The sequence below is a fragment of the Shewanella sp. MF08487 genome, from assembly GCF_050848685.1.
Taxonomy (GTDB): domain Bacteria; phylum Pseudomonadota; class Gammaproteobacteria; order Enterobacterales; family Shewanellaceae; genus Shewanella; species Shewanella glacialipiscicola.
In genome coordinates this window covers 173,561-189,486 of sequence record NZ_JBOZPB010000004.1, presented here as the reverse complement: position 1 = coordinate 189,486, position 15,926 = coordinate 173,561, and the positions used below count along the sequence as shown (strand labels likewise).

Below are 15,926 nucleotides of genomic sequence, written 5' to 3'. Positions count from 1 at the left end.
GTGAAATCTTGAACTAAGGCATAATCTAACTGGTGCGATCGAACATGGGTGTAGACAGTGTGGGATAAATCGCTTGAGCACATATAAAAGAAGGAAATTATAGTGGCAACTAAGATGAGCCAGATTAAAGAGACCAGTGCAGCGTTGGTATCCGATGCGCTGCATTCTGACATCATCCGTTTCGATGTGATTTTAGTCGGTGGTGGTATGGTCGGCGCAGCGACTGCGATTGGTTTAGCTCAACAGGGCTTGCAAGTGGCGGTAATCGAATCTTTTGCGCCAGAGGCTTACCATGCTGAGCAGCCATTAGATGTGCGCGTATCGGCAATTAGTGTTGCCTCTGAAACACTGCTTGAACGTCTCGGCGCCTTAGAATCCCTACTTAAAATGCGCAATGTGCCTTATCTTGGCTTGGAAACCTGGGAACTTGATGGCTGTATTACTCAATTCCACAGCGCGCAAATTGGTGCTAGTCACTTAGGTCACATAGTAGAAAACCGCTTAGTTCAACTTGCACTTTGGCAACAGATGGCTCAATTGAATGGCATCACCTTATATTGTCCAGATAAGGTAACGGCGTTTAGCCGCGATAGTGACGGCGTCAGTGTGCAGTTACAATCGGGTATCAAACTCGCGGCTAAGCTCCTAGTGGGCGCCGATGGTGCCAACTCGCAAGTGCGCCAATGGGCGGGAATTGGTATTTCTGGTTGGGACTATGCCCAGTCGGCGATGCTTATCAATATCAGCACCGCGCAAGGCCAGCAGAATGTGACTTGGCAACAATTTACGCCTCAAGGACCGCGTTCCTTATTACCGCTGCCCGGCAATAATGCTTCGCTGGTGTGGTACGACGATGCCAATCGAATTAAGCAGCTCATGCAGCTTAATCATAAGCAGCTCGCAGAGCAGATAAGAGTGCATTTCCCCGCGCGTCTGGATGCTGATTTTACCGTTGAAAACAAAGGCAGTTTTGGCCTCACTCGTCGCCATGCTCAGCGCTACTACAGCGATAATATCGTAATTTTAGGCGATGCAGCTCACACTATTAATCCGCTAGCAGGCCAAGGGGTAAACCTAGGTTTTAAGGATGTAGAAGCATTTGTAGCGGTCATAAAAGAGGCGTTAGCCCAAGATAAAATGTGGTGGTCAAATGAAGTGCTTGCCCAATATCAGCGCAAGCGTTATCGCGATAACCAACTGATGATGACGGCGATGGACTTGTTCTATGCGGGGTTTAGTAATGATATTTTGCCGCTTAAACTGCTGCGCAATGGCGCGTTAAAGTTGGCAAATATTAATTCTCCTATCAAAAAGACCGTACTCAAGTACGCGATGGGACTGAATTAAACCTTGGTTAATTTGAGTGGTTACTCTGAGTTCTCTCTCTGTGGGATGACATGACATTTGTTGACTTGGGCTTTGAGTGCTAAAATGCCGAGTTTTTAGCAGCTATAGTCAGTTCTGTTGGCGCTTTGCGCGGCGGGTGTTGACGAAATAACGATATAGAGTGCCATGAGCGAAATAAAATTAATCGTGGGTCTGGCTAACCCAGGCGCCGAATATGCACATACTCGTCATAATGCGGGCGCTTGGTACGTACTTGAGTTGGCTCGAATTTGCGGTGTGACTCTGGTGGCCGATAGTAAGTACTTTGGCCTAACTGCTAGAGTCGTGTTGCACGGTAAAGATGTCCGTTTATTGATCCCAACCACTTATATGAATCTAAGCGGTAAAGCGGTTGGCGCATTAGCGAATTTTTTTCGCATTTTGCCCGAAGAAATTCTCGTCGCTCACGACGAGCTCGATTTGCCACCCGGCGTCGCTAAGTTCAAACTCGGTGGTGGCCATGGCGGCCATAATGGTTTGAAAGATATTATTGCTAAACTGGCTAATGAGAAAAACTTCTACCGTTTACGCTTAGGTATCGGCCATCCTGGTGATAAAAACCAAGTGAGTGGTTATGTACTGGGTAAAGCGCCTGCCAAAGAGCAAGAGCTTATCGAGGCGGCGATAGATGAAGCGGTGCGTGCCACCGAAATATTGTTTAAACAAGACATGGTTAAAGCCATGAACAGATTACACGCTTTTAAAGCGGAATAGGTTTTGCGTTAGGTGAAACTTGTATTAAGTGATTGAATCATTAAGTAATGTGCTGCTATAGGGTTGCACAACTAAAACTCGCTGATGAGTGTGACTTGTCAGCCAATAATTGAGAGAAAGGTAAGCATATGGGTTTTAAATGCGGCATTGTTGGTCTTCCTAACGTAGGCAAATCGACGCTTTTTAATGCGTTAACTCAGGCAGGTATCGAAGCGGCTAACTTCCCGTTTTGTACTATCGAACCTAACACTGGCGTAGTGCCTGTGCCTGATCCACGTCTGGATGCGTTAGCTGCGATTGTGAATCCACAACGAGTGCTGCCAACAACCATGGAATTTGTGGATATTGCAGGTTTAGTGGCTGGCGCATCTAAAGGAGAAGGCTTAGGTAACAAATTCCTCGCTAACATCCGCGAAACTGACGCGATTGGTCATGTCGTACGTTGTTTCGATGATGACAATATTGTGCACGTTGCTAACAAGGTTGATCCCGCTGGCGATATCGAAGTGATCAACACTGAATTAGCTTTGGCTGACTTAGATAGCTTAGAGCGTGCCGTTCAGCGCCAGCAAAAACGTGCCAAAGGCGGCGATAAAGACGCTAAGTTTGAAGTGGAAGTATTAGAAAAAATGCGCCCCATTTTAGATGAAGCAAAAATGCTGCGCTCAATGGATTTAACTAAAGAAGAACTGGACGCTGTGGCTTACCTGAACTTCTTAACCTTAAAACCAACCATGTATATTGCTAACGTGGCTGAAGACGGTTTTGAAAACAACCCACATCTTGATGCCGTGCGTGCAATTGCTGCAACTGAGAACGCGATTGTCGTTCCAGTATGCGCCGCGATTGAATCTGAACTTGCCGAAATGGAAAGTGAAGAACGCGAAGAGTTTATGGCAGATTTAGGTTTAGAAGAACCGGGTCTTGATCGCGTTATTCGTGCTGGTTATGAATTACTTAATCTACAAACCTATTTTACCGCGGGTGTAAAAGAAGTGCGTGCTTGGACTGTGCCCGTTGGCGCTAGCGCCCCGCAAGCCGCTGGTGTGATCCATACTGATTTTGAACGTGGTTTTATTCGTGCCCAAGTGATGTCATTTGATGACTTCATTGCTCACAAAGGCGAAGCTGGCGCGAAAGAAGCGGGTAAGTTACGCGTAGAAGGTAAAACCTATATCGTTAAAGATGGCGATGTAATGCATTTCCTATTTAACGTATAACGGCGGTTGTATAAGCTCGCAGTATTGAAAAGTTAAGCTAAGTATGAGTAATCGTGTGTTATTTAGCACATCTGTTGCTCAGTTTGGTGAAGTAATAGCCGAACAGCTTAGCCTAAGGAAAATAGCGGAAAAAAGCTGTTGACCTAGATACATCGAATAAGCATAATACGCCCCGTTCCTCGCTGAGAGGGGCGTGTAATGTTGAAGTGGCAATGTAGCTCAGTTGGTTAGAGCACAGCACTCATAATGCTGGGGTCGCAGGTTCAAATCCCGCCATTGCTACCATTATCTGAATAGTGTTTCACTTTATTCATTTAATGAGATTTTACACATTGACGGTTACGTCCATCTTTCTAGATGTAAAACAGAGCAGTGCGGGAATGGTGAAATTGGTAGACACGCCAGATTTAGGTTCTGGTGCCGCAAGGTGTGAGAGTTCAAGTCTCTCTTCCCGTACCATTTTTTAAAATATAATTTAGAAACATTGGCAATAGCGAATGTTTGAAACAGAGTTAGTTGGGGTATCGCCAAGCGGTAAGGCACTGGGTTTTGATCTCAGCATACCTAGGTTCGAATCCTAGTACCCCAGCCATTTTTTTCTCAGTTTCCAAGTAGTTTTGGGGTATCGCCAAGCGGTAAGGCACTGGGTTTTGATCTCAGCATACCTAGGTTCGAATCCTAGTACCCCAGCCATTGGCAATGTAGCTCAGTTGGTTAGAGCACAGCACTCATAATGCTGGGGTCGCAGGTTCAAATCCCGCCATTGCTACCATATTTAACTCTGTTAAATTCATTTGACAGAGAAAAATCCAAAGTTGTTGAGTAAACAATTTTGGTACATTTTGATGCGGGAATGGTGAAATTGGTAGACACGCCAGATTTAGGTTCTGGTGCCGCGAGGTGTGAGAGTTCAAGTCTCTCTTCCCGTACCATCAAAATGCAATCTTCGATAGAAGATTAAAAACAGTTTATTGGGGTATCGCCAAGTGGTAAGGCACTGGGTTTTGATCTCAGCATTCCAAGGTTCGAATCCTTGTACCCCAGCCAAAGTTAAAAAGCCTGTCTTCGGACAGGCTTTTTGCTTTCTGGCTTTTCACTATTTACTACCATTTTATTCTACTATTTTGTTTTGCCGTTTTCATTTGTTTAACCGCCTCCTTTACCAACATTTATTAATAGATTATTCCTCTCTGTTGTTATGTTTATGCCACCTTTACCGGGTCCATAGATGCTCAATAGAGAATATATCGAGTATGGCTAGAATTTGAATACAGGTTAGTGCAGGGATAAGTAAAGACTTCAGGGAACGGAGTTCGCCAGTAAATGTAGAATAGAGAGTTTGATGGCCAAATACGGATATTGATAGATGAATAGGTACTGAGATAAAACAACAAAAACCACAGTACCTTTTCTATTCGGCACTGTGGTTATTCGTTTTATGGCTTTTTAACTTCAACAGATAGAGATTTTATTTCCGCTGGAACCGCTGGAACCGCTGGAACCGCTGGAACCGCTGGAACCGCTGGAACCGCTGGAACCGCTGGAACTGCTGGAACCGCTGGAATCACAGGCATTGCAGGTGCAGTGACTTTTGCCGCTGCTTCAGTAATATTGGTTGGCATTGCTACTCCCTCCATTACTGTCTCTTTTACATCAGCAACACCTTGAGCTCCGTTAACACCGCTGGTGGCGATGGCGCTAACCGCGTCAGGTATTGCTAACTGTTGTTGCACTTGGTTGGAGCCAGCCTCTAATGCTTTTTGTTGTAACTTCTGTGGATCGGTATAGTCGGCTAATTCTTTTGGCCAACTCGGAACCAATTTTTCTGTTTGATTACTCAATTGTTCAGAGATGATTAATGGAGCGCCGCCCTGCATAAGCATGATAGCCATTTGGTTGGTATCTGAGTTCCATACTAGGCCTGCTTTTTCAGCCATCTCGGGTACCGGAGTATAAGTAGATACTAAATAGATGAGCGGACCTTCCTGCTGAATTTTGTCGGCCGTTTTGAGCAGCGATACTGTGGTATCGTAATTTTTACCCAGTAATTCTCGCATACGGTTTTTGATCAGCGGTTGTTCAAATAAGCCGACATCATTGGGGTCTAAACCAACAAGCGGTTTGAGTAAGGCCCACATTAGTTGACCTTGGGGTGACATTAATAATAGCGGAGCAACACAGGCATTGAGCATTAACGCTAACCACACAATGTGCAAACAACGCATTTTTTTGAGCAGTGATTTACTCAAGATAATAATTCCTTGGGAGTACCAGCAAGTCGCCGGCGGCGGATTGTAGCCGATTGGCATGAGGTAAACGAGAGGGAGCGAAAAGTAAATATTAGATTAAAAAGTTACGCGCATATTAAAATTTATCTCTTTCAATTTAAGCAATATTTATAGATGTAATAGTAAATAATCTGTTGCTAATTTAATCGAAGGTTATGCTTTGTGAATGCTAAATGTCGAGTTATCTGTAAGCGCTTTATTTTTAATGCTTATTTACTAACTTATTTTTCAGTATCGAATATGTAAAGTTTGTAAAGTTTGTTCTATTTGATAATCGATCTCATTTAATCTCATCGCATTAAATTAGGTTAATGCGGCTTATCTAAACCCATAGGCTGTATAGATAAAAGTAACCAAGCAGGCATTACGCATGTTTATGGTTGCCTTTGAGATAGCGCCATTGAAATTAAGAGTCAGTAAGTCGTCTTTATCTTTTGCCCGTATCATCCATGTGTACGTGTCTATGGCTTTGTTGTTACTAATGCTGTTTTTCGCAGTAACCGGCATTACGCTGAATCATCCAAATTGGTTTTCCCAATCTGATCAGGAGCCAGTACGCGAGCAAACCGTTATTCCGAGCTATTTACAACCTTTTGATACACAGGACCCGCAGTGGCGCTTAGCTGCTGGGCATTGGTTAAAGAGTGAGTGGGCGATGGATATCGCTACCGCCGATATTGCAGAAGATGAAATTAGCTTAGTCAGTAAGGGGCCAGGTACCTACCGTAGCGTGACACTGGATTTACTCGACGGTAAAGCCTATGTCGAAACCTTAGATTACGGCGCTGTAGCCGTGCTCAATGATTTACATAAAGGTCGTAATACCGGCATTGCTTGGGCTTGGGTACTGGATCTTAGCGCGGTATTAATTGTTCTATTTTCGCTTACAGGCGCTTATTTGTTATTACCTCAAACCAAGCGCCTTAAAAAGTCATTGCTATATATGGTGTTGGTTAGCAGCAGTTGTGGGCTTGTATATGTTTATTTTGTTCCATAAGGAGTTTAAATCGAGTATGCGTCATCTTATTCGTATTATTGCAGTGAGTGCTTTATTTGCTAGTTCTGCGGTATTGGCAGCCCCAAAACTGACCGTTGACTTGGCGTTACCTGAGATTACTGAAGGCCAATACCATAGACCTTATGTGGCCGTTTGGGTTGAGGACGCTAAAGGGCAACCAGTTAAAACCTTAAGCCTTTGGGTGTGGGATGAAGGCCATAAATGGTTAAAAGATATCCGCCGTTGGTGGCGTAAAGCGGGTCGCGAAGATATGAGTTTTGTCGATGGCATTGCATCGGCTACCCGTCCAGCAGGTCACTATAAAATCGATTGGGATCTAAAGGATGAGTCAGGGAAATCAGTCACACTAGGTACTTACACAGTATTTATTGAGGTAGTACGTGAGCACGGTGGCCGTGATTTAGTGCGGCAAAACATTGATTTAACTGCGGGAGACTTTGCTGCACAGTTACCCGCGACCACAGAAACGGGCGTTATCGACATACGCTTAAGCGGTATGGCTCATTAAGCCACTGCAATTGATTGTTTAACTTCTTTAATTTAAGGGAAAAAGATGAAATTACGTCTTGTGGCATTATTAGGTACTCTGTGTGTTAGTCCATTGGCGAGCAGCCATGATCGATGGATTTTACCTAGTCATTTTAACGTGTCTGCAGAAAGCCAAGAAACGGTGTGGATCACCTCTGATGTATCGGCCAGCAATCAAGTGTTTATGATGGATAAGCCTGTCACTGCAAGCGACGTGCGTGTATTACTGCCAAGTGGTGATTCAACCTCCCCTAGCTCAAGTTACACCGGTGGACGTAAATCGGTATTTGATGTGCAATTGACTGAAGAGGGGACTTATAAGTTTGAAAAAGAAGTCACACCGCGCTACTTCTCTCGCTATAAAGTGAAAGGAAAAGAAGGTTTTGTGCGTAGTCGTTTAGATAAAAAAGCAACGGCAGCCATAATGCCTAAAGATGCCTATGAGTTAGAAGGCTCTTTAAACGTGTCACGAGTGGAAACCTACGTCACTCGAAATAAACCAACTGACAAAGTATTAGCTGCAAAGGGCGAATTTTTAGAATTAGTCCCAGTGACTCATCCTGCCGATATCGTCGAAAATGAACCGGCTACTTTGCAGTTTGTGTATGATGGTAAGCCCGTGGCAGGCGTCAGTGTCGCGATTATTAAAGATGGCAGTGTGTATCGCAACAAACCTGAAGAGATTGAATTAACATCTGATAAAGACGGTAAAGTGGCGATGACCTTACCTGCCGCGGGACGTTATCTTTTACATGCATCAATTGAACGCCCAAGTTCAGATAAAGCTCTGGCCGATAAAATAGTTAGTGAAATCTTTTTAACGTTTGAGGCTGGCTTAGAATAGTTAGCTATTGATTTTTATAACGTGATTCTGTTTTATGCCCACAGACCTTCATAGCGAGTGGGCATTTTTTATTTTATCTGGATCGCGGATTTAGATTTCATTACTGGTAACTGAGTTTAAGGTTGGGTAAGCTGCTTAACTGCATTGTTGTTGATGCATCAAAAGCGCATAACGATTAGAATAGCGCAATTCCACATCCCATTTGACTGTGTTGACCTTAGCGTCGACACGGGTTGCTTTTGTTTTAAAGGAGACGAAAGAAGCTATGACTAAGGTTCCTATGACAGTTGTCGGTGCAGAGCAGCTGCGTAAAGAGTTAGATATTCTCAAGTTTGAGCGCCGTCCTAAAATCACTGAAGCGATTGCCTCAGCGAGAGAGCTTGGCGATTTAAAAGAAAATGCGGAATATCATGCTGCTCGCGAAGACCAAGGGATTTGTGAAGCTCGTATCCGTGATATTGAGGGTAAGTTGTCTAACGCACAAATTATCGATGTGGCTAAAATGGTGAATAACGGCCGAGTGATTTTTGGTGCAACTGTGACGATTTTAAACCTCGATACTGATGTTGAAGTCACCTACCGCATAGTGGGCGATGACGAAGCCAATATTAAAGAAAATCTGATTTCGGTCAATTCACCAATAGCCCGTGGCTTAGTGGGTAAAAATGAAGGTGATGAAGTGTCTATCACGACCCCAGGTGGCGTGACCGATTACGAAATCATCTCAGTACAATATTTATAATTTGCTGATGTTGTGATTGTGACTTACGAACTATCCAAAACCGCCTTCGGGCGGTTTTTTGTTATTGGCAAGCTAAGGTGGCTTAAAGCTTGAGTTTAAGGTTTGTGCTTAATGTCTTAATTTAAGATTGGTTAGGGATGCAGAGCGCATTTAGATAAGATGGACAAAGATTCATTTGTCTCTAGATGGACTTTTACCTAAGCTGCAATCTTAGTAAAAAGCAGTAAAATTATTGTGCTGACTGTATTTGGGTTGCATATTATTGGTTTTACGACAATTAAGCAGTTTAATCTGAACCATTTATCTAGAGCTACGGTTGAGCGCCAAACAGTTAAGTTATATGGGTTTATCTTTTTTATTAAGAGGACACGTTTTGGTTAAACATTGGCGTACGGGATTGATGTTAGTTTGCGTGGCGATCATGTTGATTGCGCACTCGACTAGCTATACCCCAAAAAACCATGCTCCAAAAATCTATAGCCCCAAAACATATGTACAGCAAAGTGATGCCGCTAGCCATAGTGTTCAGGAGCACTCGGTTAAGCTTGATAACTTAACGCCCAATGCAAAATCAAAGGTTGATGCTCTGAGCTCGCCTGATGTAAACGTGATCGCTCAATCGGATGCACATATCGTAAAAAGTTGCGGCGCATTGAACAACAATGTTACTGATGCCAGCAGTGTCGATTCTGCAACCTCCTTGCCAACACCATGCCCAAGCTCCGATTATATCAGCCATTCTGATGACTTAAATTTTGCTCCCATAAATTCGTCACGATTTATCAGTCTTGCCCAGCATGATGTGCGTGAGGTTAAACCTCTTTATCTACTCGCAGTAGACTTTACTGTTGAGCCTACGCCTAATCTAATTGAATCGATTGATGTTAGTATCACATCAGATTGGACACTTTCTGCTATTTCTTCCCCCGCCCGTATATCGGGTTGGAAAGTCTCAAATCTTCAATATCGATTTAGCCAACAAGCCGCTTAACTCGCCTATTTAGGTATGTCGTCAACGGGAGTCCGCTCTCATTGATGTTCCATACCCGTGCATTTTTTTCTTACCGAAACTTTTTTTACGGCTTAATTTGCCGTGATGCTTTGAGTATATCGAGCTTAGCTTGCGAGTGCTTAATCACATGTTTCGGACTGATATCAATATGTTCGCCGAGCTATTTGAATTAAATGCGAGGCGATAAATAGCGAGTTAATCCCATGGAAATAAAACCCAATAAACGGCTGCTAAATCATTATTCAGCTTGGAAATATCTAGTCCTTATTGTCACTATCATAGTGATGTTACTCAGTGCGTTGCCTACGTATTATGGTGAGGATGCCGCGGTGCAAGTGGGGGCTAAGGCGGGCTTAACACTCACGCCAGTAGCTCTTCGAGATAAGCTGCAAGCGGAAGGCGTGACGGTAAAACGTATCGACCAGAGGAATGGTGAAACCCTGATTGTCCTCGATGAGGATAATCAACAGACATTTGTTAAAACATTACTTTCATCTATGGTCGCCGAGCCAAAAGAGTTGACCTTATCCCTTGCCAGTGCAGCGCCAAGTTGGTTGCAAAACTTAGGTTTTCAGCCGATTAAACTCGGACTCGACTTACGCGGTGGCGTACAGTTTTTACTTGATGTGGATATTGAGCCTGTGTACCAAACACAGGCTGAGGCTCTGGTCGATTCGCTACGCCAATTTATTCGTGAACAGAAAATGCGTGGCGCGAGTGTCCATTTAAATCAAGATAACCAGTTAAACCTCACTTTGCCTGATAACGATGCCCGCGCCGCTGTGCGGCAGATGATGAAAGAGTCTTATCCTAATTGGCTATTATCTAACGTCGATGACGCAGGTTTACAGATTAAGTTGAGCCAAGAGGAACAAATAAAACTGCGCAATTTGACTGTGCAGCAAAACTTGCAGGTAATGCGTAGCCGTATTGAAGAGCTCGGCATTACTGAGGCATTAGTGCAGCGCCAAGGTGACCATAGAATTCGGATTGAGTTACCCGGCATACAAGATCCCGCAGCTGCAAAAAATGTGATTGGTGCAACGGCGAGCTTGGCTTTTTTCGAGGTGAAAGGCTCTGGTTCGGTAAATGCAATGGTGCTCAATGACAAGTCGGGTAAGCCTATTTATGTGAGCCGTACACCTGTGCTTAGCGGCGATCATATTATTGATGCGAGGGCGAGTTTAGGTGAGATGGGCATGGCTGAGGTGAATATTAATCTTGATCGTGTCGGTGGGCAGAAAATGTCTGAGTTTTCCCGTTCTCATATTGGCAAGCCTATGGCGACATCCTACAGCGAATATAGCCGTGATGAGCAAGGTAAGGCCAAGCAAACTCAAGAAATCATCAGCGTTGCGACCATTCAATCCCAGCTGGGCGATCGTTTCCGCATCACTGGCGCTGGCACCTATCAAGAAGCGCAGCAATTAGCCCTGTTACTGAGGGCGGGCTCAATGACGGCGCCAGTAACGATTGTTGAAGAGCGCACCATTGGCCCAACACTGGGGGCTGAAAACATTGAAAACGGCTTTGCCGCGCTGGGTTTAGGTATGGGCATTACCTTGTTGTTTATGGCACTTTGGTATCGCCGTCTTGGTTGGGTGGCAAACATAGCGCTGATTTCTAACATGGTGATCTTGTTTGGCCTACTGGCGCTTATCCCTGGTGCAGTATTAACATTACCCGGTATTGCCGGCTTGGTGCTAACAGTTGGTATGGCGGTAGATACCAACGTACTGATTTTCGAACGGATAAAAGACAAATTAAAAGAAGGCCGCAGTTTTGCACTGGCAATTGATACGGGCTTTGATAGCGCGTTTTCTACTATTTTTGACGCTAACTTCACCACTATGATCACCGCAGTGGTGCTGTATTCCATCGGTAATGGTCCAATCCAAGGTTTTGCCTTGACCTTAGGTCTAGGCCTATTAACCAGCATGTTTACCGGTATCTTTGCTTCAAGAGCCTTGATTAACTTAGTTTATGGACGTGATGCTAGTCGTCATGTGAGGGTATAAGTATGAAAAATATCAATTTAACGGGTCATTTAACTCAGTGGCGCTATGCCTGTAGCGCTATCTCTATTTTGCTGATGATAATGTCATTATCGATTATAGGTGTGAAAGGATTTAACTGGGGGCTAGATTTTACCGGTGGCGTAGTCACTGAAATTCAGCTCGATAAAAAAATTACCAGTAGTGAGTTACAACCTTTACTAAATGCTGCCTATCAGCAGGATGTCACGGTTATTTCGGCCAGCGAGCCGGGGCGTTGGGTGCTGCGTTACGCTGATATAAGGGGTACCGATATAAAAAGTGTCGATACCGAGCAAATTCATGTCGATATCCAGCAAGTATTAGCGCCGCTTAACTCTGAAGTGCAAGTCCTCAACAGCAGCGTTGTAGGGCCGCAGATTGGCCAAGAACTGGCGGAGCAGGGTGGTTTGGCGCTGCTGGTCGCTATGCTGTGTATCTTAGGTTACTTAAGTTATCGCTTTGAATGGCGACTTGCATCTGGCGCTTTGTTTGCGCTATTGCATGACGTGGTATTTGTATTGGCATTTTTTGCACTGACGCAAATGGAATTTAATTTAACGATATTGGCCGCAGTGCTAGCCATTTTAGGCTACTCCCTAAATGACTCGATTATTATTGCCGACCGTATTCGTGAATTATTGATCGCTAAGCCAAGTCTGGCGATTCAAGAGATTAATAATCAAGCGATAGTGGCGACATTTTCTCGCACTATGGTGACATCTGGGACAACCTTAATTACAGTGGGGGCATTGTGGATTATGGGCGGTGATCCATTGGAAGGTTTTTCAATTGCGATGTTTATTGGTATCTTAACCGGTACGTTTTCTTCTATTGCTATTGGTACCTCATTGCCTGAGTTTTTAGGCTTAACACCTGAGCATTATAAGGAACAAGTCATTGCTGATACGCCTTAGGACCTAAATTGAAGGTAATACCGATAGCTACAAAAACAAAGAAGCCACTCAAATAAGTGGCTTCTTTGTTTACACAATAAAAATCAAGAAAAATTACTTTGCCTTTGGCAAAGCAACTTTCATTTCTGGTGATTGACGATAAATCACCAGAATATGACCAATAAGTTGCACTTTTGCAGATTGAGTTTCACGTACTATGGCATCAACGATGGCATTTTTTAGCTCTCTGTCGGCAGAGGCTACTTTCACTTTAATCAATTCATGATAAGCGAGTGCGCTTTCAATTTCAGCGAGTACACCTTCAGTCAATCCATTGGCACCAAGCAGCACCACTGGCTTTAGCATGTGTGCTAAGCCTTTTAAATGCTGTTTTTGTTTGGTTGTTAAGTTCATTTCTACCAACTTTTGCTGAGTTACTGTTGAAAAGCGGCTATTCTACCCTTATATAACCCTTGTGTAACTCTCAATTGTTGCGGATTTTAAATGTCAGGTAAAAAACGTACGGCCAGTTCTAATCGCTGGATGCTAGAACACTTTGATGATCATTATGTTAAACTCGCACAAAAAATGGGATTACGATCTCGCGCTGCGTTTAAGCTTGAGGAGATCCAACAAAAGGATCAACTTATTCGCCAAGGTATGACAGTAGTTGACTTAGGGGCCGCGCCGGGAGGCTGGTCTCAAGTGGCGGTTAAGTTAGCAGGAGATAAAGGCAAGGTCATCGCCTGTGACATTTTGCCAATGGATCCCATCGTTGGGGTAGACTTTTTGCAAGGGGATTTTCGTGAAGATAAAGTCCTTCAAGCATTGCTTACCCGGGTCGGTGACGCTAAGGTTGACGTTGTGTTGTCTGACATGGCGCCCAATATGAGTGGTTCAGACGGTGTCGATCAACCGCGCGCCATGTATTTGGTGGAACTAGCATTAGATATGTGTCATCAAGTTTTGACACCCAACGGCTGTTTTGCGGTGAAAGTCTTTCAGGGGGAGGGCTTTGACGAATACATGAAAGCGGTAAAAGAAGCGTTTAAAGTAGTTAAAACACGTAAACCGGACTCTTCGCGGGCGCGTTCCCGTGAAGTCTATCTTGTGGCGACTGGTTACAAGTTGTAGTAATCTAGCGTTAATAATCGCAAGACTTAATGAGGTCTAGTAATTTGAGTGACATGGCAAAAAATCTAATACTCTGGGTTGTCATCGCCGTTGTGCTGATGTCAGTGTTTCAGGGTTACTCCCCCTCTTCTTCGTCATCGCAGAAGATGGATTATTCTACCTTCTTAGATAATGTTCGTGATGGGCAGGTTGCAACGGTTGAAGTTAAAAGCGACCAACGCACTATTGAAGGTGCTAAGCGAACCGGTGAAAAGTTCACTACTATCATGCCGTTATATGACCAAGATTTAATTAATGATCTTGATCGTAAAGGTATCACTATGAAGGGCCAAGAAGCCGAAGAGTCAGGGTTCCTAACCCAAATCTTTATCTCCTGGTTCCCGATGTTACTGCTTATCGGAGTATGGATTTTCTTCATGCGCCAGATGCAAGGCGGCGGCGGCAAAGGCGCTATGTCCTTTGGTAAGAGCAAAGCCAAGCTGATGAGTGAAGATCAGATTAAAACAACTTTTGCTGATGTTGCTGGTTGTGATGAAGCAAAAGAAGAAGTGAAAGAACTGGTTGATTATCTGCGAGACCCGACTAAATTCCAAAAGTTGGGCGGCCGAATTCCAACGGGCGTACTGATGGTGGGACCACCAGGTACAGGTAAAACCTTGCTGGCAAAAGCCATTGCAGGTGAATCTAAGGTGCCTTTCTTCACTATCTCTGGTTCTGATTTCGTTGAAATGTTTGTTGGTGTCGGTGCATCCCGTGTGCGTGACATGTTCGAGCAAGCGAAAAAGTCTGCCCCTTGTATCATCTTTATCGATGAAATCGATGCGGTCGGTCGCCAACGTGGCGCCGGTTTAGGTGGTGGTCATGATGAACGTGAGCAAACACTGAACCAAATGCTGGTTGAGATGGATGGCTTTGAAGGTAATGAAGGCGTTATTGTTATTGCGGCAACTAACCGTCCAGACGTGCTCGATTCTGCGTTATTGCGTCCAGGTCGTTTTGACCGTCAAGTGGTCGTGGGCTTACCCGATGTGCGTGGTCGTGAGCAAATTTTGAAAGTGCATATGCGTAAAGTGCCACTTTCTGATGATGTGAAGGCAAGCGTAATTGCCCGTGGTACGCCTGGCTTCTCTGGTGCTGACTTAGCGAACTTAGTCAACGAAGCGGCGCTGTTTGCGGCTCGTGGCAATCGCCGAGTTGTAGGTATGGAAGAATTTGAGCGTGCTAAAGATAAAATCATGATGGGTGCTGAGCGCCGTTCTATGGTTATGTCTGAAGCTGAAAAAGAAATGACCGCATACCACGAAGCGGGCCACGCAATTGTGGGGTGTTTAGTTCCAGAGCATGATCCTGTGCATAAGGTCACTATTATTCCTCGCGGCCGTGCTCTAGGTGTGACTTTCTTCTTACCCGAAGCTGACTCAGTGAGCCAGAGCCGTCGTAAATTAGAAAGCCAAATTTCGGTCGCTTACGGCGGTCGTTTAGCGGAAGAACTGATTTACGGTAGTGATAAAGTGTCGACTGGCGCATCACAGGACATCAAATACGCGACATCAATTGCGCGTAACATGGTGACTCAATGGGGCTTCTCGGACAAGTTAGGTCCATTACTGTATGCAGAAGAAGAAGGTGAAGTCTTTTTAGGTCGCAGTATGGGTAAAGCCAAGGCAATGTCCGATGAAACTGCAACACTAATTGATGCCGAAGTAAAAGTTTTCATCGACAAAAACTACGCAAGAGCCAGACAGATATTGACCGATAATCTTGATATTCTGCACTCAATGAAAGAAGCCTTGATGAAGTATGAAACCATTGATTCACTTCAAATTGACGATTTAATGAAGCGTCGAGAAGTACGTCAGCCTGCCGATTGGCAAGTCGATGATAATGGTTCTAACGATAAAGGCAGTGGTCATGGCGAACCTGCAGTGAAGACGGAAGACAGTGTTACTACTGCGCCTGTTGAGCCAGAGCTGAAAGATGCTGATGAATCACCTGCTAAGTGATAGTTAGTGATATTAAAGAAAACCCCGAAAGGGGTTTTCTTGTTTTATCTTGTTAGCTATTTGACTGCGCTGTCATTAAATACATGCTCCACTGTCATTGAATATATG

At 44.3% G+C, this 15,926-nt stretch carries 14 protein-coding genes and 7 tRNA genes; 19 read left to right on the top strand and 2 right to left on the bottom strand.

From position 1 onward, the window contains the following. The first annotated feature begins 114 nt into the window (after positions 1-114). From ACRN9H_RS04655 to ACRN9H_RS04610, 10 genes are all read left to right on the top strand, one after another. Entirely contained in the window at positions 115-1,347 is a 1,233-nt protein-coding gene (locus ACRN9H_RS04655; RefSeq protein ID WP_432312687.1) for an FAD-dependent monooxygenase, read from the top strand. A gap of 165 nt (positions 1,348-1,512) precedes the next feature. Continuing rightward, a complete protein-coding gene (pth, locus tag ACRN9H_RS04650; RefSeq protein WP_432312643.1) occupies positions 1,513-2,100 on the top strand; it encodes an aminoacyl-tRNA hydrolase in 588 nt (195 codons plus the stop codon). A 128-nt stretch (positions 2,101-2,228) separates the two neighbouring features. Further along, positions 2,229-3,320, top strand: coding sequence for a redox-regulated ATPase YchF (gene ychF, locus ACRN9H_RS04645; RefSeq protein WP_432312642.1), 1,092 nt, complete (start codon positions 2,229-2,231; stop codon positions 3,318-3,320). Positions 3,321-3,528: 208 nt separating this feature from the next. After that, positions 3,529-3,605: transfer RNA gene (locus tag ACRN9H_RS04640), tRNA-Met, on the top strand. 89 nt (positions 3,606-3,694) lie between these two features. Further along, positions 3,695-3,779: transfer RNA gene (locus ACRN9H_RS04635), tRNA-Leu, on the top strand. Positions 3,780-3,837: 58 nt separating this feature from the next. Continuing rightward, a tRNA-Gln gene (locus ACRN9H_RS04630) sits at positions 3,838-3,912 on the top strand. Between the two features lie 26 nt (positions 3,913-3,938). Beyond that, positions 3,939-4,013 (top strand) — tRNA-Gln (locus ACRN9H_RS04625). A 2-nt stretch (positions 4,014-4,015) separates the two neighbouring features. After that, a tRNA-Met gene (locus ACRN9H_RS04620) sits at positions 4,016-4,092 on the top strand. Positions 4,093-4,167: 75 nt separating this feature from the next. Then, positions 4,168-4,252, top strand: a tRNA-Leu gene (locus ACRN9H_RS04615). Positions 4,253-4,292: 40 nt separating this feature from the next. Further along, positions 4,293-4,367 (top strand) — tRNA-Gln (locus ACRN9H_RS04610). 389 nt (positions 4,368-4,756) lie between these two features. Here the strand turns inward: ACRN9H_RS04610 and ACRN9H_RS04605 are convergent. Then, complete coding sequence (locus ACRN9H_RS04605) at positions 4,757-5,545, bottom strand: hypothetical protein (RefSeq protein WP_432312686.1); 789 nt, start codon at positions 5,543-5,545, stop codon at positions 4,757-4,759. Positions 5,546-6,008: 463 nt separating this feature from the next. On the opposite strand from ACRN9H_RS04605, the gene ACRN9H_RS04600 reads away from it, so the two are divergent. The 7 genes from ACRN9H_RS04600 to secF all read left to right on the top strand — a co-directional run bounded on the left by ACRN9H_RS04600 (position 6,009) and on the right by secF (position 12,702). Continuing rightward, complete coding sequence (locus ACRN9H_RS04600) at positions 6,009-6,605, top strand: PepSY-associated TM helix domain-containing protein (RefSeq protein WP_432312685.1); 597 nt, start codon at positions 6,009-6,011, stop codon at positions 6,603-6,605. Between the two features lie 16 nt (positions 6,606-6,621). Beyond that, entirely contained in the window at positions 6,622-7,134 is a 513-nt protein-coding gene (locus ACRN9H_RS04595) for a DUF2271 domain-containing protein (protein WP_263187675.1), read from the top strand. 45 nt (positions 7,135-7,179) lie between these two features. Further along, the gene (locus tag ACRN9H_RS04590; RefSeq protein WP_432312641.1) at positions 7,180-7,998 is read left to right on the top strand and encodes a DUF4198 domain-containing protein; all 819 of its coding nucleotides are present in this window, start codon (positions 7,180-7,182) and stop codon (positions 7,996-7,998) included. A gap of 265 nt (positions 7,999-8,263) precedes the next feature. Continuing rightward, entirely contained in the window at positions 8,264-8,740 is a 477-nt protein-coding gene (gene greA, locus ACRN9H_RS04585) for a transcription elongation factor GreA (RefSeq protein WP_076496403.1), read from the top strand. 373 nt (positions 8,741-9,113) lie between these two features. Next, the gene (locus ACRN9H_RS04580) at positions 9,114-9,731 is read left to right on the top strand and encodes a hypothetical protein (protein ID WP_432312640.1); all 618 of its coding nucleotides are present in this window, start codon (positions 9,114-9,116) and stop codon (positions 9,729-9,731) included. Positions 9,732-9,955: 224 nt separating this feature from the next. Continuing rightward, positions 9,956-11,770 carry a protein translocase subunit SecD gene (gene secD / locus ACRN9H_RS04575; protein WP_432312639.1) on the top strand — a complete coding sequence of 605 codons (1,815 nt, stop codon included), beginning with the start codon at positions 9,956-9,958 and terminating at the stop codon, positions 11,768-11,770. Positions 11,771-11,772: 2 nt separating this feature from the next. Next, positions 11,773-12,702: a protein translocase subunit SecF gene (gene secF / locus ACRN9H_RS04570; RefSeq protein ID WP_432312638.1), complete on the top strand. Its 930-nt coding sequence runs from the start codon at positions 11,773-11,775 to the stop codon at positions 12,700-12,702. Positions 12,703-12,795: 93 nt separating this feature from the next. On the opposite strand, the gene yhbY is transcribed toward secF, so the two are convergent. Beyond that, on the bottom strand, positions 12,796-13,095 hold the full coding sequence (gene yhbY, locus ACRN9H_RS04565) for a ribosome assembly RNA-binding protein YhbY (protein ID WP_076496407.1): 300 nt from the start codon (positions 13,093-13,095) through the stop codon (positions 12,796-12,798). A gap of 90 nt (positions 13,096-13,185) precedes the next feature. Between yhbY and rlmE the strand changes: the two genes are divergently transcribed. Continuing rightward, positions 13,186-13,815, top strand: coding sequence for a 23S rRNA (uridine(2552)-2'-O)-methyltransferase RlmE (gene rlmE, locus ACRN9H_RS04560; RefSeq protein ID WP_432312637.1), 630 nt, complete (start codon positions 13,186-13,188; stop codon positions 13,813-13,815). A 29-nt stretch (positions 13,816-13,844) separates the two neighbouring features. Then, positions 13,845-15,818 (top strand): ATP-dependent zinc metalloprotease FtsH, encoded by a 1,974-nt coding sequence (gene ftsH, locus ACRN9H_RS04555; RefSeq protein ID WP_432312636.1) that lies wholly within the window; start codon positions 13,845-13,847, stop codon positions 15,816-15,818. Positions 15,819-15,926 lie beyond the last annotated feature (108 nt).

Excerpts from the sequence above, each read along its gene's own strand:
- yhbY (WP_076496407.1), bottom strand. The coding sequence starts at position 13,095 with ATGAACTTAACAACCAAACAAAAACAGCATTTAAAAGGCTTAGCACAC.
- greA (WP_076496403.1), top strand. The coding sequence starts at position 8,264 with ATGACTAAGGTTCCTATGACAGTTGTCGGTGCAGAGCAGCTGCGTAAA.
- ACRN9H_RS04590 (WP_432312641.1), top strand. The coding sequence starts at position 7,180 with ATGAAATTACGTCTTGTGGCATTATTAGGTACTCTGTGTGTTAGTCCA.
- secF (WP_432312638.1), top strand. The coding sequence starts at position 11,773 with ATGAAAAATATCAATTTAACGGGTCATTTAACTCAGTGGCGCTATGCC.
- ACRN9H_RS04605 (WP_432312686.1), bottom strand. The coding sequence starts at position 5,545 with ATGCGTTGTTTGCACATTGTGTGGTTAGCGTTAATGCTCAATGCCTGT.
- ychF (WP_432312642.1), top strand. The coding sequence starts at position 2,229 with ATGGGTTTTAAATGCGGCATTGTTGGTCTTCCTAACGTAGGCAAATCG.
- rlmE (WP_432312637.1), top strand. The coding sequence starts at position 13,186 with ATGTCAGGTAAAAAACGTACGGCCAGTTCTAATCGCTGGATGCTAGAA.
- ACRN9H_RS04655 (WP_432312687.1), top strand. The coding sequence starts at position 115 with ATGAGCCAGATTAAAGAGACCAGTGCAGCGTTGGTATCCGATGCGCTG.
- secD (WP_432312639.1), top strand. The coding sequence starts at position 9,956 with ATGGAAATAAAACCCAATAAACGGCTGCTAAATCATTATTCAGCTTGG.
- ACRN9H_RS04595 (WP_263187675.1), top strand. The coding sequence starts at position 6,622 with ATGCGTCATCTTATTCGTATTATTGCAGTGAGTGCTTTATTTGCTAGT.
- ftsH (WP_432312636.1), top strand. The coding sequence starts at position 13,845 with ATGAGGTCTAGTAATTTGAGTGACATGGCAAAAAATCTAATACTCTGG.
- pth (WP_432312643.1), top strand. The coding sequence starts at position 1,513 with ATGAGCGAAATAAAATTAATCGTGGGTCTGGCTAACCCAGGCGCCGAA.